The sequence below is a fragment of the Streptomyces ureilyticus genome (assembly GCF_011045025.1).
Classification (GTDB): Bacteria; Actinomycetota; Actinomycetes; order Streptomycetales; family Streptomycetaceae; genus Streptomyces; species Streptomyces ureilyticus.
The window spans coordinates 1-15,893 of sequence record NZ_JAAKZX010000213.1; the positions used below are offsets into that span (position 1 = coordinate 1).

Consider the following 15,893-nt stretch of genomic DNA (forward strand, 5'->3'; position numbering starts at 1 on the left):
CAAGCGCGGCTGGGCGGCCAACTAGGGAGCTATTGGCATGGGAAATCTGGGAACAGGTGATCCATTGTGGCTGTAGACGCGACATCGCAAGATGCGACCCAGGGGACTTGGCCCTGCGCGTCGGTGAAGGCGACGGGGACGACGTCGCCGAGATCGTCGGCGTCACTGTCATCGCGGGCGGCCGCGCGGGTGGGGGTACGGAGTTGGCGGCGCGCTGGGGCTGTGAACTGTTCGACGAGAGCAGGTACATCAGCAGGGGAGCCACCGCGATGCCGAGCGCCGCCGAGGCGAGTCCGAAGCGTCGCGACGGCAGCCAGGCCACTGCCGCGGTGGTCCGGGTCCGGGAGTGCCTGGCATTCCGGGCGCGCCGGGAAGCGCGACCAGGCGCGGTGGATCCGTCCGAGGCGTAGGCCGCGCCGCCCCACACCAGTAGCCCGTCCGCCAACGCGGTACGCGGGATGTCCCGCAGCGCGCACTGCTCCTCGTACGCGGCGGCGCAGTGCGCGCACTGCGTGATGTGGGCGTCCAGATCCATTCCGTACCGCGGATGCTCGGGGCGCACCGCCTCCTCGATCAGTCGCCGGAAGCCCTGGCAGCGCGGGTCGCCGGAGCTGGCCAGCCGGGCCTTCAGACAGGCCTGGCGCAGGGACTGGAAGGCCGGCTCCTTCCCGTACGTCACGTCCTGCGGCGTGAATCCCAGGTAGACGGCCGCTCCGGCGTCGGGCTCCTCGTCCACGACCGTGTACCAGACGAGGCCCTGGACACGGGTCGGAAGGCTGTGGAACGCGGCGAGCATCGGCGGTTCGCGGTCGTCGGCACTCGTCTCGCGCAGGTGGGTGAGCAGGTCCGGATGGAGCCGGTTGCCGCGGTCGTCGGTGGCCCATGCGGCGGCCACGCGCGTGACCAGTAGCAGAAGCTTGTGCCGCCACGGTCCGCGCGGCTCGACGCCGCGCGCCGTCTCGCGGGCGGCCAGCGCGAACGCCTGGGCCGTGAGCCGGCGTGCGCCGGGCTCATCCATGGCACACAGCCGCGCGTACGCCAGCACGGCGGGCCGGTGCCGCAGGCGCAGCTCGCGCAGCGCCGGGTACGCGGTGGCGGCGTCGGCGCGTATCAGTGCGGTGAGCTGCGTGTCGGGCGTGCTGGTGTGCGGGCCGGCGCCCGCGCTCGCCTTCGCGCCTGCAGTTGTTCCAGCGTGGTTCTCGTCGCCCTGATGCGCCCGAGTCATCCCCGTTCCCCCCTCTTGCCCCCGCCTTCGCCACCGTCGGCACCTCGGCGTACCGATTGGTATGGGGTGGGGTCATAGTGGTGGGAGGAGGTCGGAGAGGGTAGGGGTTTCCGCCAGTAACGATGTTTGCGTGGCTTGTTTGTGATGATGGCGCCCGCCGAGCCCCGCTCAGGGGGACCTCGTACGGGCGCCATCAGCAAGCTTCAGCGTCACGTGCGTTGGGGCCACCTCTGGTGGCCCCACCCGCGGCGCAGCGCTACTCCTCGACCGTCAGGCCTCTCCGGAGTCGTACCAGCGTGCGAGACAGCAGGCGTGAGACGTGCATCTGGGAGATGCCCAGTTCGTCGCCTATCTCGGACTGGGTCATGTTGGCGACGAAGCGGAGGGAGAGGATCTTCCGGTCGCGGGAAGGGAGTTCGGCGATCAGGGGCTTCAGGGACTCGACGTACTCGATGCCTTCCAGGCCGTGGTCCTCGTAGCCGATGCGGTCGGCCAGGGCGCCTTCGGAGTCGTCCTCTTCAGGCTGGGCGTCGAGTGATGACGCGGTGTAGGCGTTGGACGCGGCCATGCCCTCGACGACCTCGTCGTTCGACAGGCCCAGGCGATCCGCCAGCTCTCCCACTGTCGGAGCGCGATCCAGTTGCTGGGCCAGTTCGTCGCCGGCCTTGGCCAGGTCCAGACGGAGTTCCTGGAGCCGGCGGGGCACGCGCACCGACCAGCTGGTGTCGCGGAAGAAACGCTTGATCTCGCCGACGATCGTCGGCATCGCGAAGGTCGGGAACTCCACGCCACGGCTGAGCTCGAAGCGGTCGATCGCCTTGATCAGGCCGATCGTGCCGACCTGGATGATGTCCTCCATCGGCTCGCTGCGGGAGCGGAACCGGGAAGCGGCGAACTTCACCAGGGCGAGATTGAGTTCAACCAGGGTGTTGCGTACATAGGAATACTCGTGCGTGCCTTCTTCCAGGGATTCCAGCCGCTCGAAGAGGGTCTTGGACAGGGCCCGTGCGTCCACCGGCCCCACCTCGTCGTACGGCGGGATCTCCGGAAGGCCGGCGAGTCCGTCGAGGTCCTCCTCGACGTGATCCGCCTCTTCTGGAGCGGGTGTCGACGTCGCCTGGGGGGTCTGCGATGCGTCGAGCCGGGGTGACATGATGTCCTCCATCGTTCTCGGCATATGGCCGCCGATGCCAATACGTGCACTGCGGTGTGCGGCGCCTCCAAAGCCGGCCGTGTTGATTCGTGTCCCTACTAGCCCTACCCGCTTTCGTCAGCCCACCGCAAGTGCGCTTGCTGGAGAAATGTCCAGTTCTGGGCGGCTATTTGGGTGTGGCAAGGTCGTAGAGAGGTCGTAGGGAAGGAACCGCACGGCAGGAGTCGTGGTCGTAGGGAAGGCGTAATGTTCAAGAGCGTCAGTCATCAGCCACGACGGTCGGAAGAGAGAGACGGCATGGACCGCGGGACGGTCGGCAGCGCACAATCGGGCCGGCTTCTGGTCGAGGTGCGGGGAGAGGGCCCAAGCGCCGTCGTGACCCCGGCGGGTGAGTTGGATCACCACACCGCCGATCTGCTGCGAGTACCGCTCGAGGATTGTCTCGAGCGCGGGTTCGCGCGCCTCGTCGTGGACTGTTCGCGGCTCGAGTTCTGTGACTCCACCGGGCTGAACGTGCTGCTCGGCGCCCGGCTCAAAGCCGAGGACGCGGGCGGTGGGGTCCATCTGGCCGGGATGCTTCCGGTGGTGGCCCGGGTGTTCGAGATCACCGGTGCGGCAGCCGTCTTCACCGTGCACGACACCCTCGATGCGGCTCTGCGCGAGTGATCGCCCGGCGTATGACACGCGCGGCGCACTCTGTGTCCTCGATGTGCTCCGCGTGAGTTGTCGCACTCTGTCGCACCCTCCAGGGCATTTTCGATCGACCCCCGGTGAGTAACCGCCCGGCTGCCGTGTGCATAGTTATGGCTCAGTTGTCTCTATGTGATCGGCGCGTTACCAGCGTCACAGTGCTCACGACGAATCAGTGGGTGTTCTGACGGATCGGCCGGGCAGGAGACATCCTGAATATGTCAACAAGGCCAACGGCGAGCGCGCGGCAGTCCCGGATCCTGAGTGTCCTGAGCTTTCTGAAATGTCTTGAGTCTTGAATCGAGAACTGGTGAATCGGTGAGGTGAAGCGCTGATGAGCACCACCCGGCCTTACCCGCCGGGCGACCGCGGCCCGGAGGCGGGCGTCTGCGGCGCTTCGGGGGAGGCCAGAGACGACGGGTCCGCGCGCCCGGCCGCCCGTCAGGTCCGTCGGCTCAACCTCGACGGGGCGAGCGGGGTCGTCCCCCTCGCCCGCGATTTCGCGCGCCAGGCGCTGTACGCGTGGGGCTGGCTGCCCGCCGCGACCGCCGACCGGCGGGCCGCCGCCGAGGACGTACTGCTGGTCGTCTCCGAGCTCGTCACCAATGCCTGCCTGCACGCCGAGGGCCCGGACGAGCTGTGGATCGCCTGCGACAACAAGGTGCTGCGCGTCGAGGTCTCCGACCGGGGCACCGGCCAGCCCGCCCCGCGCACCCCGCACCGCGCCGGGCGCCCCGGCGGCCACGGGATGTTCATCGTGCAGCGGCTGTGCCTGGACTGGGGTGTCGTCCGCGCTCCAGGGGTGGCGGGCAAGACGGTATGGGCGGAGCTCGGGGCGCCCGCTTAGCTGGACATAACCCCCACCAAGGGTTACCGCAAGTTCGAAACCATCGTCGTACGCGGCGGATCGATCGAGATCCGGCGCGTCCTTTGTCTTCCCTCCACAAGGCCCCGGGCGTACCTTGACGGCCGATCTGATGTGCCGTCAGGAATGAGGGGACCGTGTCATACCGGACGTACCAGAAACGAACCGCCGCGCTCGCGTTCGCCGCGGCCCTGGCCGGCTCGGCGGTGCTGATGGCCGCCCCCGCAGCTTGGGCCGAGGTCGTCGACGTCGAGTACAACTGCAAGACGCCGATCGGTGACAAGTCCGCCGTCTCGCCCATCGACATCAAGAGTGCCGAGAGCGGCAATGGCTACAAGATCACCATGTCCTGGCAGAAGGGCGTCTCGTCCAGCCCGGTCGAACTGGGCAAGGGCGCGATGAGCCCGAGCGCCACCATCAAACTGGGCGGCGCCGAGAGCGGCACGCTCGAGGTGAAGGGCCCTCCCAACGCGGAGGCGATCCCCGCCAACACCCCCATCAAGGTCAGCGACTTGAGCGGTACGTATACGCCGTCCAAGAGCGGCAAGGTCACCTTCACGCCGGGCGTGCTCACCATCAAGGCGCTCGGTACGACGACGACCTGCGAGCCCGGCAACGATCCGGGTCCCGCGCTGAGCCTGGACGTCAAGGCCGCGGGTGGCGGCGGTGGTTCGTCGGAGACCGCCCCCGAGGGCGGCGCGGGCGCTGGCGCCGAACTCCCGCAGACCGGCCCCGAGGACAACGCGATCGCCCTCGGAACGCTCGGCGGCACGGTGCTCCTCGCCGGAACGGCCGGAGTGCTGTGGCTGACCCGACGGAACCAGGCGCCGCGCTGACCTTTCGTTTTCCGCGTACGCGCAGGACGAGCCTCCCCTGGGGGTTCCCCCGGCCGAAGGCTGGGGGACTTCGGCCGGGGGAACCCCCATCTCGCTGCGCTCGCCGTACGCCGCACCAGCAGCTGTGACGTTCCTCTGGAGCCGCCCGTGACATCCGTGCAGTCCGCCGCCCGTGGCCTCTGTGTCCTCGCTCTCGCCGCCGCAGTCCTGCTCGGCCTGCCCGGCGCCGCACCGAACGCCGTGGCCGACGAGGGCTGGTCCGTCGTGCCCTCTGCGGGCGGCCGGGACGGGCGGCCCTCCTTCTACGCGGAGGGCGAGCCCGGTGCGGTCCTTCAGGACACGGTGTCGGTGATCAATCCGGGCGACGAACCGCTCACCGTACGGCTGCGGGGCGCGGACGCCGACAACAGCGCGGAGGGCGGCGGCTTCGCGCTGCGGGCGAAGCCGCGCGACACCGGCGCGTGGATCACCTTTGCCAAGAAGACGGTGAAGGTGCCCGCGCGGACGCGTGCCGACGTTCCGTTCACCATCGGTGTCCCGGAGGGCGCCGTCCCCGGCGACCACCCCGGCGCGATCGTCGCGAGCGGCGACGGCCGGTCCGCGGCCGTACGCGTCCAGCTGCGGGTCGGCGGCCCGACCCTGTCCGCGCTCACGGTCGAGGACGTGGCCGTACGGGACGGCCGGATCTCGTACGACCTGGTCAACCGCGGCAACACCGTACTGACCCCGAAGCTCGCCGTACGCGCCGACGGACTGTTCGGCGAGGTGCTCGACCGCGCCCCGCGCACCCTTCCCGTCGAACTGCTGCCCGGCCGCCGCGTCACCCTCCGCGAGTCCTGGCCCGACCGGCCCGCGTTCGACTCGGTCGACGTGCGGCTCACGGTCACGGCGGCGGGCGGCGCGCACGACGAGGCGGGCACGGCGGCGCGGTTCGTGCCCTGGGGCGCGGTCGCGGGCCTGGCGGGCGGGCTCGTGCTGTGTGCGGGCGGTGCCTTCTGGCTCGTACGACGTCGAAGGCGTGCCGAGGAGTCCGGCGAGCCCCGTGAACCCGGTGGATCGGGTGGATCCGGTGGGTCCGGTGGGTCCGAACAGCCGCGTACGGATGTCGAGTTGACGGGAGCGGTGACGTGAGCGGGAAGGTGCGGATTCCGGCGTTGGTGGTGGCGGTGCTCGCGCTGCTCGTGCTCCCCCTGGGCGCGGTGGCGACGGGCGCGGACGGGAAACCGGAGGTCAAGCTGTCCAAGTCCCAGGCGGGGACGGGCGGTTCGATCACGGTGACCGGCTCCGGATGGCGTCCCCACGCCCTCCTCATGATGCTGATCTGCGGCCAGTCCTCGCCCGACCGGGGCGTCATCGGCGGCACCAACTCCTGCGCCAACGCCGACGGCCGGGCCGTCACCACGGACGAGAAAGGCGCGTTCAGCAAGAAGCTGCCGGTCGTCGAGCCGCCGCAGCCGTGCCCCTGCGTGGTGCACGTGGCGACCGTGACCGGTCAGAAGGCGGACGCGGACGCGGCGTTCCTGGTGGCAGGGCACGAGGTCGAGCCCTTGCCGAAGGAGGACACCAGCGGGCGGCTCTCGGTGCTCACCGACACCCGGCTCGACGGGTCGAGCGGTGTGCTGACCTGGTTCGGCGCGTCGCCGTCCCGCGACTTCGTCTTCACCGTCGGCAACGTCGGCTCCTTGCCCGTCAAGGATCCCGTCTTCCAAGTCGGCACCTCCCACGGCGTGTTCGCGCCGCAGTGGGAGGAACAGCAGTGGCGCGGCACCATCGCGCCCGGCAAGAAGGCGCAGATCGAACTGCCCGTCGAGCTGTCGGCCGGCGCGCACGGCGACTACACGGTCTCGGTGAAGTACGGCGGCAAGGTGCTCGCCGAACAGCCCTGGGGCGTGGGCCGCCCCTGGGGCGTGACGCTCTTCTGGATCCTGCTCTTCGTCGTCGTACCGGCCGCCGTGTTCCGGATCGGGATGGCCGTCGTGGACCGCGTACGGCCGCAGGGCAGGTCCAGGCCGGCCGGACGCTGGGGATCCCGCCCGAGGAGCGGCGGCGGGCACGCCGGTCCCCGCCGGAGCCTGCGGCTGCCCGAAGTCACCGTACGCATGCCGAAGTTGAGCTTTTCATCCACGGCGTCGTCCCCCCACGCAGACGCCGACAGCGATAACCGTACGAACCCGACCTTGCCGTGGTTCACCCCGGACAGCGCTCCGGGAACCGAGGCCGGTCAGCTCTCCGCACCGCAAGAGAACAGCCCTTCGACCCCCACCAGAAAGGGAAACTCGTGAGCACGCTACGGAGAGTCCGGCCGGGAGACGGCGGCTTTGGGGTGCGGAAGCCCACCAGAGCGAGCGCGGCCGGAGTCGCGCTGATGCTCGGGGGCGCGGGCATCCTGCTCGGGGTGGCCGCGGCGCCGGCGCAGGCCGCCGAGGTGTCGTACAAGACCGAGTGCGTACCGCCCGCGATCTCCGGGATGGATCCGGTGCAGGGCACGACCAAGGTGGAGATCACCGCGCCCGCCGAGGCGAAGGTCGGGGACGAGGTGCAGATCACCTGGAAGTTCGTCCAGGCCGCCTCCAAGAACCCCGACATCATCGACCTGGAGAAGGACACCGTCCAGCCGACCGGCACCCTCAAGGCGAGCGGTGCGCAGACCGGGGACATCGCGATGGAGGGGCCGCGGCAGAACCCCGCCATCCCGAAGAACAGCGACATGAAGCTCTCCGACATGAAGGGCACGCTGAAGCTGACGACGGCCGGGGACGTCACGCTGACCCCTGACGCGTACAACGTCAACGTCAACAAGCCGGTGTCCGCGGACACCAAGTGCACGCCCAAGGAGGCCGTGAAGTCCGCGGCGACGATCAAGGTGAGCGGGGACTCCGGCGGGACGACCGGTGGGCTGCCGACGGGGGTGCCGTCGGTGCCGACCGAGGTGCCGACGGGGCTGCCGACCGGCAGCGCGCCTCCGTCGTCTCCCTCGGAGCCCTCCGAGAGCGCGACCGGGGGTGACAGCGGCGGCGGTTCGTCGGGCTCCGGTGGTTCGGACTCCGGTGGGACCGGGGGCGGGCAGACCGAGTTCACGGGCAAGGAGGTCGAGATCCCGTACGAGTGCAAGACGCCGATCGGGGACAAGAACGCGACCTCTCCCGTGCAGATCGACGCCAAGAAGGACGGCGGGAACTTCGGGCTGACGGTGCAGTTCAAGAAGTCGGTCATGGACAGCCCGGCGGACATTCCGGCGGACTCCGTGAAGCCGTCGATGGAGGTCGCGCTGGGTGGCGCCGACAAGGGCACGGTGCGTGTGGAGGGTCCGACGAATCCGGAGCCGATCAAGTCGGGTGACCCTATCGAGATTCCTGACCTGAAGGGCACGTACAAGCCGGGGGCAGACGGGGAGTCGACGCTTTCGCCGGGGGTGCTGACGGTGGAGGCGCTGGGGACGACGACTACGTGTACGCCGGCGAAGAGTGAGGTTTCGCTGACGCTGGATACCTCGTCTCAGCCGGGCGGTGCGGCGGGTGGCTCGGGCTCCGGTTCGGGTTCCGGGTCCGGCTCCGGTACGTCGGGTGCGGGGCCCGCGTCCTCCGGCGGCGGCCTCGCGGACACGGGCTCCGACGACAACGGTCTGCTGCGGGCGCTCGGCTTGCTGGCGGGCACGACGATCCTGCTCGGCGGGGCGGTGTTCACGTTCATGCCGCGACGTCGCCTTCGCTAGCGCTCCGCTGGGGGCGCGGTTTGAAGCTGCGGGTTCGTTGTGGTTGCCCACGTCCCCTCCCGCCGGTGGGAAGCTGCGGGTGGGCGGGGGTGTGGGCTTGTAGTAGAGGATCTCGATCTTTCCTCACGATGGTCGTCCGCAGCGGACTACCATCAGTCCATGACCCGAGTACTGCTCGCCGAGGACGACGCGTCCATTTCGGAGCCGCTGGCCCGCGCTCTGCGTCGGGAGGGTTACGAGGTTGAGGTACGCCAGGACGGGCCGACCGCGCTCGACGCCGGTATTCAGGGCGGCGTCGATCTGGTCGTGCTCGACCTTGGGCTGCCCGGTATGGACGGACTGGAGGTGGCCCGTCGGCTGCGTGCCGAAGGGCACACCATCCCGATCCTCATCCTGACCGCGCGCGCCGACGAGGTGGACACCGTCGTGGGCCTCGACGCGGGCGCCGACGACTACGTCACCAAGCCGTTTCGTCTTGCCGAGCTGCTCGCCCGGGTGCGGGCGCTGCTTCGGCGCGGGGCCGCGGAGCCGCAGCAGGCGCCCGCCACGCATGGAGTGCGCATCGATGTCGAGTCGCACCGGGCGTGGATGGGTGACGAGGAACTCCAGCTGACGGCGAAGGAGTTCGATCTTCTGCGGGTGCTGGTGCGGGACGCGGGGCGGGTTGTCACGCGGGACCAGTTGATGCGTGAGGTGTGGGACACGACCTGGTGGTCTTCCACCAAGACCCTCGATATGCACATCTCGTGGCTGCGCAAGAAGCTCGGCGACGACGCGGCCAATCCTCGGTACATCGCGACGGTACGGGGCGTCGGGTTCCGCTTCGAGAAGAGCTGAACCCACTCCGGAGCAGTGCGGCGCCCAGGGCACACTGGACCTCGTAAACCAGCAGCTCGGAGGGCCTCGTGCGTCGCCGTCTCATTCAGTCCACTCTCGCCGTGGTCCTTGTCGTGATCGCTGTGTTCGGGGTCTCGCTCGTCATCGTGGAGACCCGGACGATCGGTGCCAGTGCGCAGGAGCGCGTTGATCTGGAGGCGCTGCGGCTGGCCAGCATCGTCGACAGCCGGATTCTCGGGGACGAGCAGATCAGTGCCCGGATACTCGAGGACCAGGTCACCAACGAGCGGTATGCGCTGGTCGAGATTCCGGGGCGGGATCCGATCGAGATCGGCACCAAGCCCACCGGTGAGGTCATCCAGTCGAAGGAGGCCGTCGGTGAGGAGGGCGAGACGGTCGTCGTCGAGGAGCCGCGGTCCTCGGTCACCCGTGAAGTCGGCCGTACGTTCCTGATCATCGGCGCGGTCGCCCTGCTCGCGGTGATCGCCGCGGTCCTGCTCGCCGTGCGCCAGGCGAACCGGCTCGCCTCCCCGCTGACCGACCTCGCGGAGACCGCGGAGCGGCTCGGCTCCGGGGACCCGCGTCCGCGCCACAAGCGGTACGGGGTGCCGGAGCTGGACCGTGTCGCGGATGTGCTGGACAGTTCCGCCGAGCGCATCGCGCGGATGCTCACGGCCGAACGCCGGTTGGCCGCCGACGCCTCCCACCAGCTCCGTACACCCCTCACGGCCTTGTCCATGCGGCTGGAGGAGATCACGCTCACCGACGACCCGGACACGGTGAAGGAGGAGGCGACGATCGCGCTCGGCCAGGTCGAGCGCCTCACGGACGTGGTGCAGCGGCTGCTCACCAACTCGCGCGACCCGCGCACCGGCTCCGCCGTCACCTTCGACCTGGACGAGGTCATCAACCAGCAGCTCGCGGAATGGCGCCCCGCCTACCGCAGCGTGGGCCGCGCGATCGTCAGCTCCGGCAAGCGGCATCTGCAGGCCGTGGGCACGCCCGGAGCGGTGGCCCAGGTGCTGGCCGCCCTGATCGAGAACTCGCTGATGCACGGCGGCGGCACGGTCGCTCTGCGTACCCGCGTGACCGGCAACCAGGCCGTGGTCGAGGTGACCGACGAGGGCGAGGGTGTCCCCGCCGAGCTCGGCGCCCGGATCTTCGAGCGGGCCATCAGTGGCCAGAACTCGACGGGTATCGGCCTCGCCGTGGCCCGTGATCTGGCGGAGGCGGACGGCGGGCGGCTCGAGATGCTCCAGGCGCAGCCGCCGGTCTTCGGCCTGTTCCTGTCGCGTACGCCGAAGAAGCGGGCGTCGGCGGGGCAGGAGCCGGAGACGGTTCGGTAGCCAGGTCAGCGAACGCGAGAGAACTGCCGCGTCGGGCGGTCCTCCGCCAGGAGGGCGTCCGGCGTCAGGAACGATTCGGCACTGGCCACGGCCTCGCGGGCCGGGAGCGTGCGGAACACCCAGGTGCGGTAGGACCAGAAGCGGAACAGGGTCGCGATACCGATGCCGAGGAACTTGAAGAAGTTGCTCTGCAGGGGGCTGTCGAGATTGAGGCCATAGGTGGCGGCGTACAGAATGCCGTTCTCGATCACCAGGCCGATGGCGCTGAACAGCAGGAAGAGCGAGAGTTCCTTGGTGCGGCCGCCCTTGTCGCGGTCGCGGTAGGTGAAGTAGCGGAACCCTATGTAGTTGGAGACGATCGCCACCACCGTGGCGATCACACTGGCCCGCACGACCTGCAGATCCGTGGTGCTGCGTACGAGGTTGAAGACGAGGAGATTGACCAGCAGCCCCATGCCGCCGACCGCCCCGAACTTGGCGACCTCCCGCGTCAGCCGGTCGATACGCCGGCGTACCACGCTGCGCGGCGCGGCATGTGCCCCGCGTGAACCACCTTTGCTCATGGTGTCGCCCAGCCCCCGTCTCGTCGGATACGCCAACTTCGTCAACCTTCGTCGACTCGACCATGCTATCCAGCCCGACTGGTCCAGTCCTGGGCAGAGCCGGATTATGTGGCCAGGAAGTGATGAAGATGCGGAAGTTTCGATGATCATGCGCGCGGCAGAGGCGCCCTGGCATGGCCGTTACCCTGGGTGCGTGACTTTCCCGGTAGTCGGCATGGTCGGCGGAGGCCAGCTCGCGCGTATGACGCACGAGGCTGGCATCCCGCTCGGCATCAGATTCAAGCTCCTCAGTGACACCCCCCAGGACTCCGCGGCGCAGGTCGTCAGCGATGTCGTCGTCGGCGACTATCGCGATCTCGACACGCTGCGTGACTTCGCGAGGGGCTGCGATGTGATCACCTTCGATCACGAACATGTGCCCACCGAGCATTTGCGGGCCCTGGAGGCGGACGGCATTCCCGTACGCCCCGGCCCCGACGCTCTGGTGCACGCCCAGGACAAGGGCGTGATGCGCGCGCGGCTCGATGCGATCGGGGTGCCGTGTCCACGGCACCGGATCGTGAGCGACCCGGCCGATGTCGCCGCGTTCGCGGCGGAAATTGAAAGGGGCGGGCACGAAGTGCCCTCCGGTAAGGGCGGTGGTGGGCGACGGGCGGGCGGCTTCCCGGTCGTCCTCAAGACCGTCCGCGGTGGCTATGACGGCAAGGGCGTGTGGGTCGTGGGGTCCGCGGAGGAGGCCGAGGATCCCTTCCGCGCCGGTGTCCCGGTCCTCGCCGAGGAGAAGGTCGACTTCGTACGGGAACTCGCCGCGAACGTCGTCCGCTCGCCCCACGGCCAGGCCGTCGCGTACCCCGTCGTGGAGTCGCGGCAGGTGAACGGTGTGTGCGACACGGTGATCGCCCCTGCCCCGGACCTCCCCGAGGAGCGGGCGCTGAAGGCCGAACAGCTCGCCCTGAACATCGCCAAGGAACTCGACGTCATAGGCCACCTCGCCGTCGAGCTCTTCGAGACCCGCGACGGCCGCATCCTCGTCAACGAGCTGGCCATGCGCCCCCACAACTCCGGCCACTGGTCCCAGGACGGCGCGATCACCTCCCAGTTCGCCAACCACGTCCGCGCGGTCCTCGACCTGCCCCTCGGCGACCCGCGCCCGCGCGCGAAGTGGACGGTCATGGTGAACGTCCTCGGCGGCGACTACCCCGACATGTACTCCGCGTACCTGCACTGCATGGCCCGCGACCCGAAGCTCAAGATCCACATGTACGGCAAGGACGTGAAGCCCGGCCGCAAGGTCGGCCACGTCAACACCTACGGCGACGACCTGGCCGACGTTCTCGACCGCGCCCGTCACGCATCCGCATACCTGAGAGGGACGATCACCGAATGAGCACTTCGCCAGAGTCGCCCGTCGTCGGCATCGTCATGGGCTCGGACTCCGACTGGCCCGTCATGGAGGCGGCGGCCCAGGCCCTGGACGAGTTCGAGATCGCGTACGAGGTCGATGTCGTCTCCGCGCACCGGATGCCGCGCGAGATGATCGCGTACGGCGAGGAGGCGGCGGACCGCGGCATCAAGGTGATCATCGCGGGTGCGGGCGGGGCCGCCCATCTGCCGGGCATGCTCGCCTCCGTGACCCCGCTGCCCGTGATCGGCGTGCCCGTGCCGCTGAAGCACCTGGACGGCATGGACTCGCTGCTGTCGATCGTGCAGATGCCCGCCGGAGTGCCGGTCGCCACCGTGTCGGTCGCCGGCGCGCGCAACGCCGGACTGCTCGCGGCCCGCATCCTCGGCGCCCACGACGAGGAACTCCGCGGCCGTATGCGGGAGTTCCAGCAGGAACTGAACGACCAGGCTTCGGAGAAGGGCAAGCGGCTGCGCGCCAAGGTCGAGGGCGCGGCGGGCTTCGGCTTCGGTTCGGGGAGCTGAGCGCGTGGCGCCGCTGACGTCGCTGGACGAAGCCCGGGAACTGCTGCGGGAGTTCCCGGTCGCCGACGGGCACAACGACCTCCCCTGGGCCCTGCGCCAACAGGTCCGCTACGACCTCGACGCCCGCGACCTCGCCACCGACCAGAGCGCCCACCTGCACACCGACCTGCCGCGGCTGCGCGCGGGCGGCGTGGGCGCCCAGTTCTGGTCGGTGTACGTCCGCTCGGACCTGCCGGAGCCCGTGCCCGCCACGCTCGAACAGATCGACTGCGTACGGCAGTTGATCGCGCGCCATCCCGCGGATCTGAAAGCCGCGCTGACGGCCGCCGACATGGAGACGGCGCGCGGCGAGGGCCGTATCGCCTCGCTGATGGGCGCGGAGGGCGGCCACTCGATCGCGAGCTCCCTCGCCACGCTACGGGCGCTGTACGCGCTGGGCGTCCGCTACATGACCCTCACCCACAACGACAACATCCCCTGGGCGGACTCCGCGACGGACGAGCCGGGCGTCGGCGGCCTGTCGGCCTTCGGCCGCGAGGTGGTCCGGGAGATGAACCGCGAGGGCATGCTCGTGGACCTCTCCCACGTCGCGCCGACGACGATGCGCGACGCCCTCGACACGACCGTCGCGCCCGTGATCTTCTCCCACTCCTCCGCGCGCGCGGTGTGCGACCACCCCCGCAACATCCCCGACGACGTACTGGAACGCCTGCCGGCCAACGGCGGCGTCGCGATGGTGACCTTCGTCCCGAAGTTCGTCCTCCAGGCGGCCGTCGACTGGACGGCGGCGGCGGACGACAACATGCGCGCGCACGGCTTCCACCCCCTGGACACCACGTCGGAGGCGATGAAGGTCCACCGCGCCTTCGAGGACGCGCACCCCCGCCCCGTCGCCACGGCCGCGACGGTCGCCGACCACCTGGACCACATGCGCGAAGCCGCCGGAATCGACCACATCGGCATCGGCGGCGACTACGACGGCACAGCCTTTACCCCCGACGACCTGCACGACGTCTCGGGCTACCCGAACCTCATCGCCGAACTCCTGGCCCGCGGCTGGTCAAAGCCGGACCTCGCCAAGCTGACCTGGCAGAACGCGGTACGGGTGCTGGGAGCGGCGGAGGACGTGGCACGGGCAGAGCGCTCCCGCAGGGGGCCGTCGAACGCGACACTGGGGCAACTGGACGGCTAGGCAGAGGGCTTGTTCTGCTGGACGGGATGCCCGATCAGCATGGTCGGGGCCCCCTTCACTCGCGTCAGGAACACGGTCGCTGAGTTCGGCCCCCGCGGCTTTACCTTGCGACGGAGTTCCTCCGGCTCCACCGCCGAGCCGCGCTTCTTGACGGTCAGGGTGCCGACCTCGCGCTCTCGTAGCAGTGCCTTCAACTTCTTTACGCTGAAAGGGAGTTGGTCGGTGATCTCGTAGGCGGTGGCGTACGGGGTCGGGGTCACGGCGTCCGCGGTGACGTACGCGATCGTCTCGTCGAGCAGTCCGCCGCCGACCTCCTCGGCGACCTCCGCGACCAGGTGGGCGCGGATGACGGCACCGTCGGGCTCATACAAGTACTGTCCCGGCGGCCGCACTTGAGGATCGGGCAGCCCACGGCCACGCAGGCTGCGCGGCCCGGGGAGCAGGGTGGCGCGCACAAGGCCGGGTTCGGTGCCGAACCACAGCACGGCCTCCTTCACGTCCCCCAAGTCCGAGACCCACTCGGCCTCGGCGTCGCCCGGAACCGCCTCGTGCGGAATCCCGGGCGCGATCTTGAGCGCGGCACGCGGCGCCTTGCGGGCCGCATCGACGGCCCAGGCGAGAGGCGGCGAATAGGCCTCGGGATCGAAGATCCGCCCCCGTCCACCCCTCCTGGCAGGGTCGACGAACACCGCGTCGTACGAAGACGTGTCGACCTCCGTGACATCCGCCTCCCGTACGTCGATCAGGTCGCCGAGCCCCAGCTCGTCGGCGTTCGCGCGCGCCACCGCGCAGGTCAGTGGGTCGCGATCGACGGCGAGGACGCGCATCCCGGCGCGAGCGAGGGCGATCGCGTCCCCGCCGATGCCACAGCAGAGATCGGCGACGGACCGTACGCCGAGCTCCGTGAAACGCTCCGCCCGGTACGCCGCGACCGTCGCCCGAGTCGCCTGCTCGACCCCGTTCGCGGTGAAGAACATCCGCCCGGCGTCCGCGCCCCCGAACTTCGCCGCCGCCCGCTGCCGCCACCGGGCCTGCGCGATGGCCGCGGACACGAGCTCGGCGGGATGCTCCCGCCGCAACCGCGTGGCGACGGTCAGCTCCTGCGCCGGTTGAACCTCCCGCACCTCGTCGAGCAGAAATTGTCCGCGGTCGGTGAGCAGCGCGGCGAAGGAGGCCAGGGGGTCGTGATCGTCCACGGCCCCATTGTGGGCCAGTCGGTGGACGGTGCGCGCCCGGTGGCGGTGTCGGGGGCTCGTACGGCGCATGGCCTGTGAGGATCCGGGGCCATGCGATCGGTACGACAAGATGGCAAAGCGGGCTTCCGTCGCGCCCTGGCTACGGCCGTACTCACGTCCGCACTGCTCGCCGCCGGCGCCACCGGCTGCGCCCGGCCCGTCGACCCGGCCGAACGACCCGACAGGCTCGACAGGCTCGACAAGAAGGCGACATCGACGGCACGGGCCCACAGCCTCCCGGCCGCGACGTACCGCCGCTGGGGCCTCGCCGCCCCGCTCGCCCCGGCGCCGGAACCACCCGCCCGCCCCGCCG

General features: G+C 69.9%; 15 protein-coding genes and 1 pseudogene. 12 read left to right on the forward strand and 4 right to left on the reverse strand.

All coding sequences use genetic code 11. The features are described 5' to 3' along the window. On the reverse strand, positions 1–1,225 hold a 1,225-nt coding region (locus tag G6048_RS39525; protein WP_165344427.1), incomplete at its 3' end, for a ricin-type beta-trefoil lectin domain protein. A gap of 256 nt (positions 1,226–1,481) precedes the next feature. Continuing rightward, the gene (locus tag G6048_RS39530; RefSeq protein ID WP_165344428.1) at positions 1,482–2,378 is read right to left on the reverse strand and encodes an RNA polymerase sigma factor SigF; all 897 of its coding nucleotides are present in this window, start codon (positions 2,376–2,378) and stop codon (positions 1,482–1,484) included. Between the two features lie 297 nt (positions 2,379–2,675). On the opposite strand from G6048_RS39530, the gene G6048_RS39535 reads away from it, so the two are divergent. From G6048_RS39535 to G6048_RS39570, 8 genes are all read left to right on the forward strand, one after another. Then, positions 2,676–3,044, forward strand: a complete 369-nt coding sequence (locus G6048_RS39535; protein ID WP_165344429.1) for an STAS domain-containing protein — start codon at positions 2,676–2,678, stop codon at positions 3,042–3,044. A 358-nt stretch (positions 3,045–3,402) separates the two neighbouring features. After that, on the forward strand, positions 3,403–3,915 hold the full coding sequence (locus G6048_RS39540) for an ATP-binding protein (protein ID WP_165344430.1): 513 nt from the start codon (positions 3,403–3,405) through the stop codon (positions 3,913–3,915). 155 nt (positions 3,916–4,070) lie between these two features. Beyond that, the gene (locus G6048_RS39545; protein ID WP_165344431.1) at positions 4,071–4,769 is read left to right on the forward strand and encodes an LPXTG cell wall anchor domain-containing protein; all 699 of its coding nucleotides are present in this window, start codon (positions 4,071–4,073) and stop codon (positions 4,767–4,769) included. A gap of 156 nt (positions 4,770–4,925) precedes the next feature. Then, on the forward strand, positions 4,926–5,900 hold the full coding sequence (locus tag G6048_RS39550) for a COG1470 family protein (protein WP_165344439.1): 975 nt from the start codon (positions 4,926–4,928) through the stop codon (positions 5,898–5,900). Then, positions 5,897–7,051 (forward strand): hypothetical protein, encoded by a 1,155-nt coding sequence (locus tag G6048_RS39555; protein ID WP_165344432.1) that lies wholly within the window; start codon positions 5,897–5,899, stop codon positions 7,049–7,051. The genes G6048_RS39550 and G6048_RS39555 overlap by 4 nt, the downstream gene beginning before the upstream one ends. Positions 7,052–7,134: 83 nt before the next feature. Further along, positions 7,135–8,481 (forward strand): hypothetical protein, encoded by a 1,347-nt coding sequence (locus tag G6048_RS39560; protein ID WP_165344440.1) that lies wholly within the window; start codon positions 7,135–7,137, stop codon positions 8,479–8,481. 159 nt (positions 8,482–8,640) lie between these two features. Then, positions 8,641–9,318 carry a response regulator transcription factor gene (locus G6048_RS39565; protein WP_165344433.1) on the forward strand — a complete coding sequence of 226 codons (678 nt, stop codon included), beginning with the start codon at positions 8,641–8,643 and terminating at the stop codon, positions 9,316–9,318. A 68-nt stretch (positions 9,319–9,386) separates the two neighbouring features. Next, positions 9,387–10,664 (forward strand): ATP-binding protein, encoded by a 1,278-nt coding sequence (locus G6048_RS39570; protein ID WP_165344434.1) that lies wholly within the window; start codon positions 9,387–9,389, stop codon positions 10,662–10,664. Between the two features lie 5 nt (positions 10,665–10,669). Here G6048_RS39570 and G6048_RS39575 read toward each other — a convergent pair whose 3' ends face one another. Continuing rightward, positions 10,670–11,227, reverse strand: a complete 558-nt coding sequence (locus G6048_RS39575) for a GtrA family protein (RefSeq protein WP_165344435.1) — start codon at positions 11,225–11,227, stop codon at positions 10,670–10,672. Positions 11,228–11,420: 193 nt separating this feature from the next. Between G6048_RS39575 and G6048_RS39580 the strand changes: the two genes are divergently transcribed. The 3 genes from G6048_RS39580 to G6048_RS39590 are packed head-to-tail and all read left to right on the forward strand — an operon-like array spanning position 11,421 to position 14,345. After that, entirely contained in the window at positions 11,421–12,614 is a 1,194-nt protein-coding gene (locus G6048_RS39580; protein ID WP_165344436.1) for a 5-(carboxyamino)imidazole ribonucleotide synthase, read from the forward strand. Next, positions 12,611–13,153, forward strand: coding sequence for a 5-(carboxyamino)imidazole ribonucleotide mutase (purE, locus tag G6048_RS39585; RefSeq protein WP_165344437.1), 543 nt, complete (start codon positions 12,611–12,613; stop codon positions 13,151–13,153). The genes G6048_RS39580 and purE overlap by 4 nt, the downstream gene beginning before the upstream one ends. Before the next feature lie 13 nt (positions 13,154–13,166). Next, positions 13,167–14,345, forward strand: a complete 1,179-nt coding sequence (locus G6048_RS39590) for a dipeptidase (RefSeq protein ID WP_165344441.1) — start codon at positions 13,167–13,169, stop codon at positions 14,343–14,345. Here the strand turns inward: G6048_RS39590 and G6048_RS39595 are convergent. Then, positions 14,342–15,610: a THUMP-like domain-containing protein gene (locus G6048_RS39595; protein ID WP_206342703.1), complete on the reverse strand. Its 1,269-nt coding sequence runs from the start codon at positions 15,608–15,610 to the stop codon at positions 14,342–14,344. The two genes, G6048_RS39590 and G6048_RS39595, sit on opposite strands and share 4 nt — an antisense overlap. A gap of 21 nt (positions 15,611–15,631) precedes the next feature. Here G6048_RS39595 and G6048_RS39600 point away from each other — a divergent pair. Beyond that, positions 15,632–15,893, forward strand: a pseudogene (locus G6048_RS39600) (polysaccharide deacetylase family protein); the annotation flags it as partial.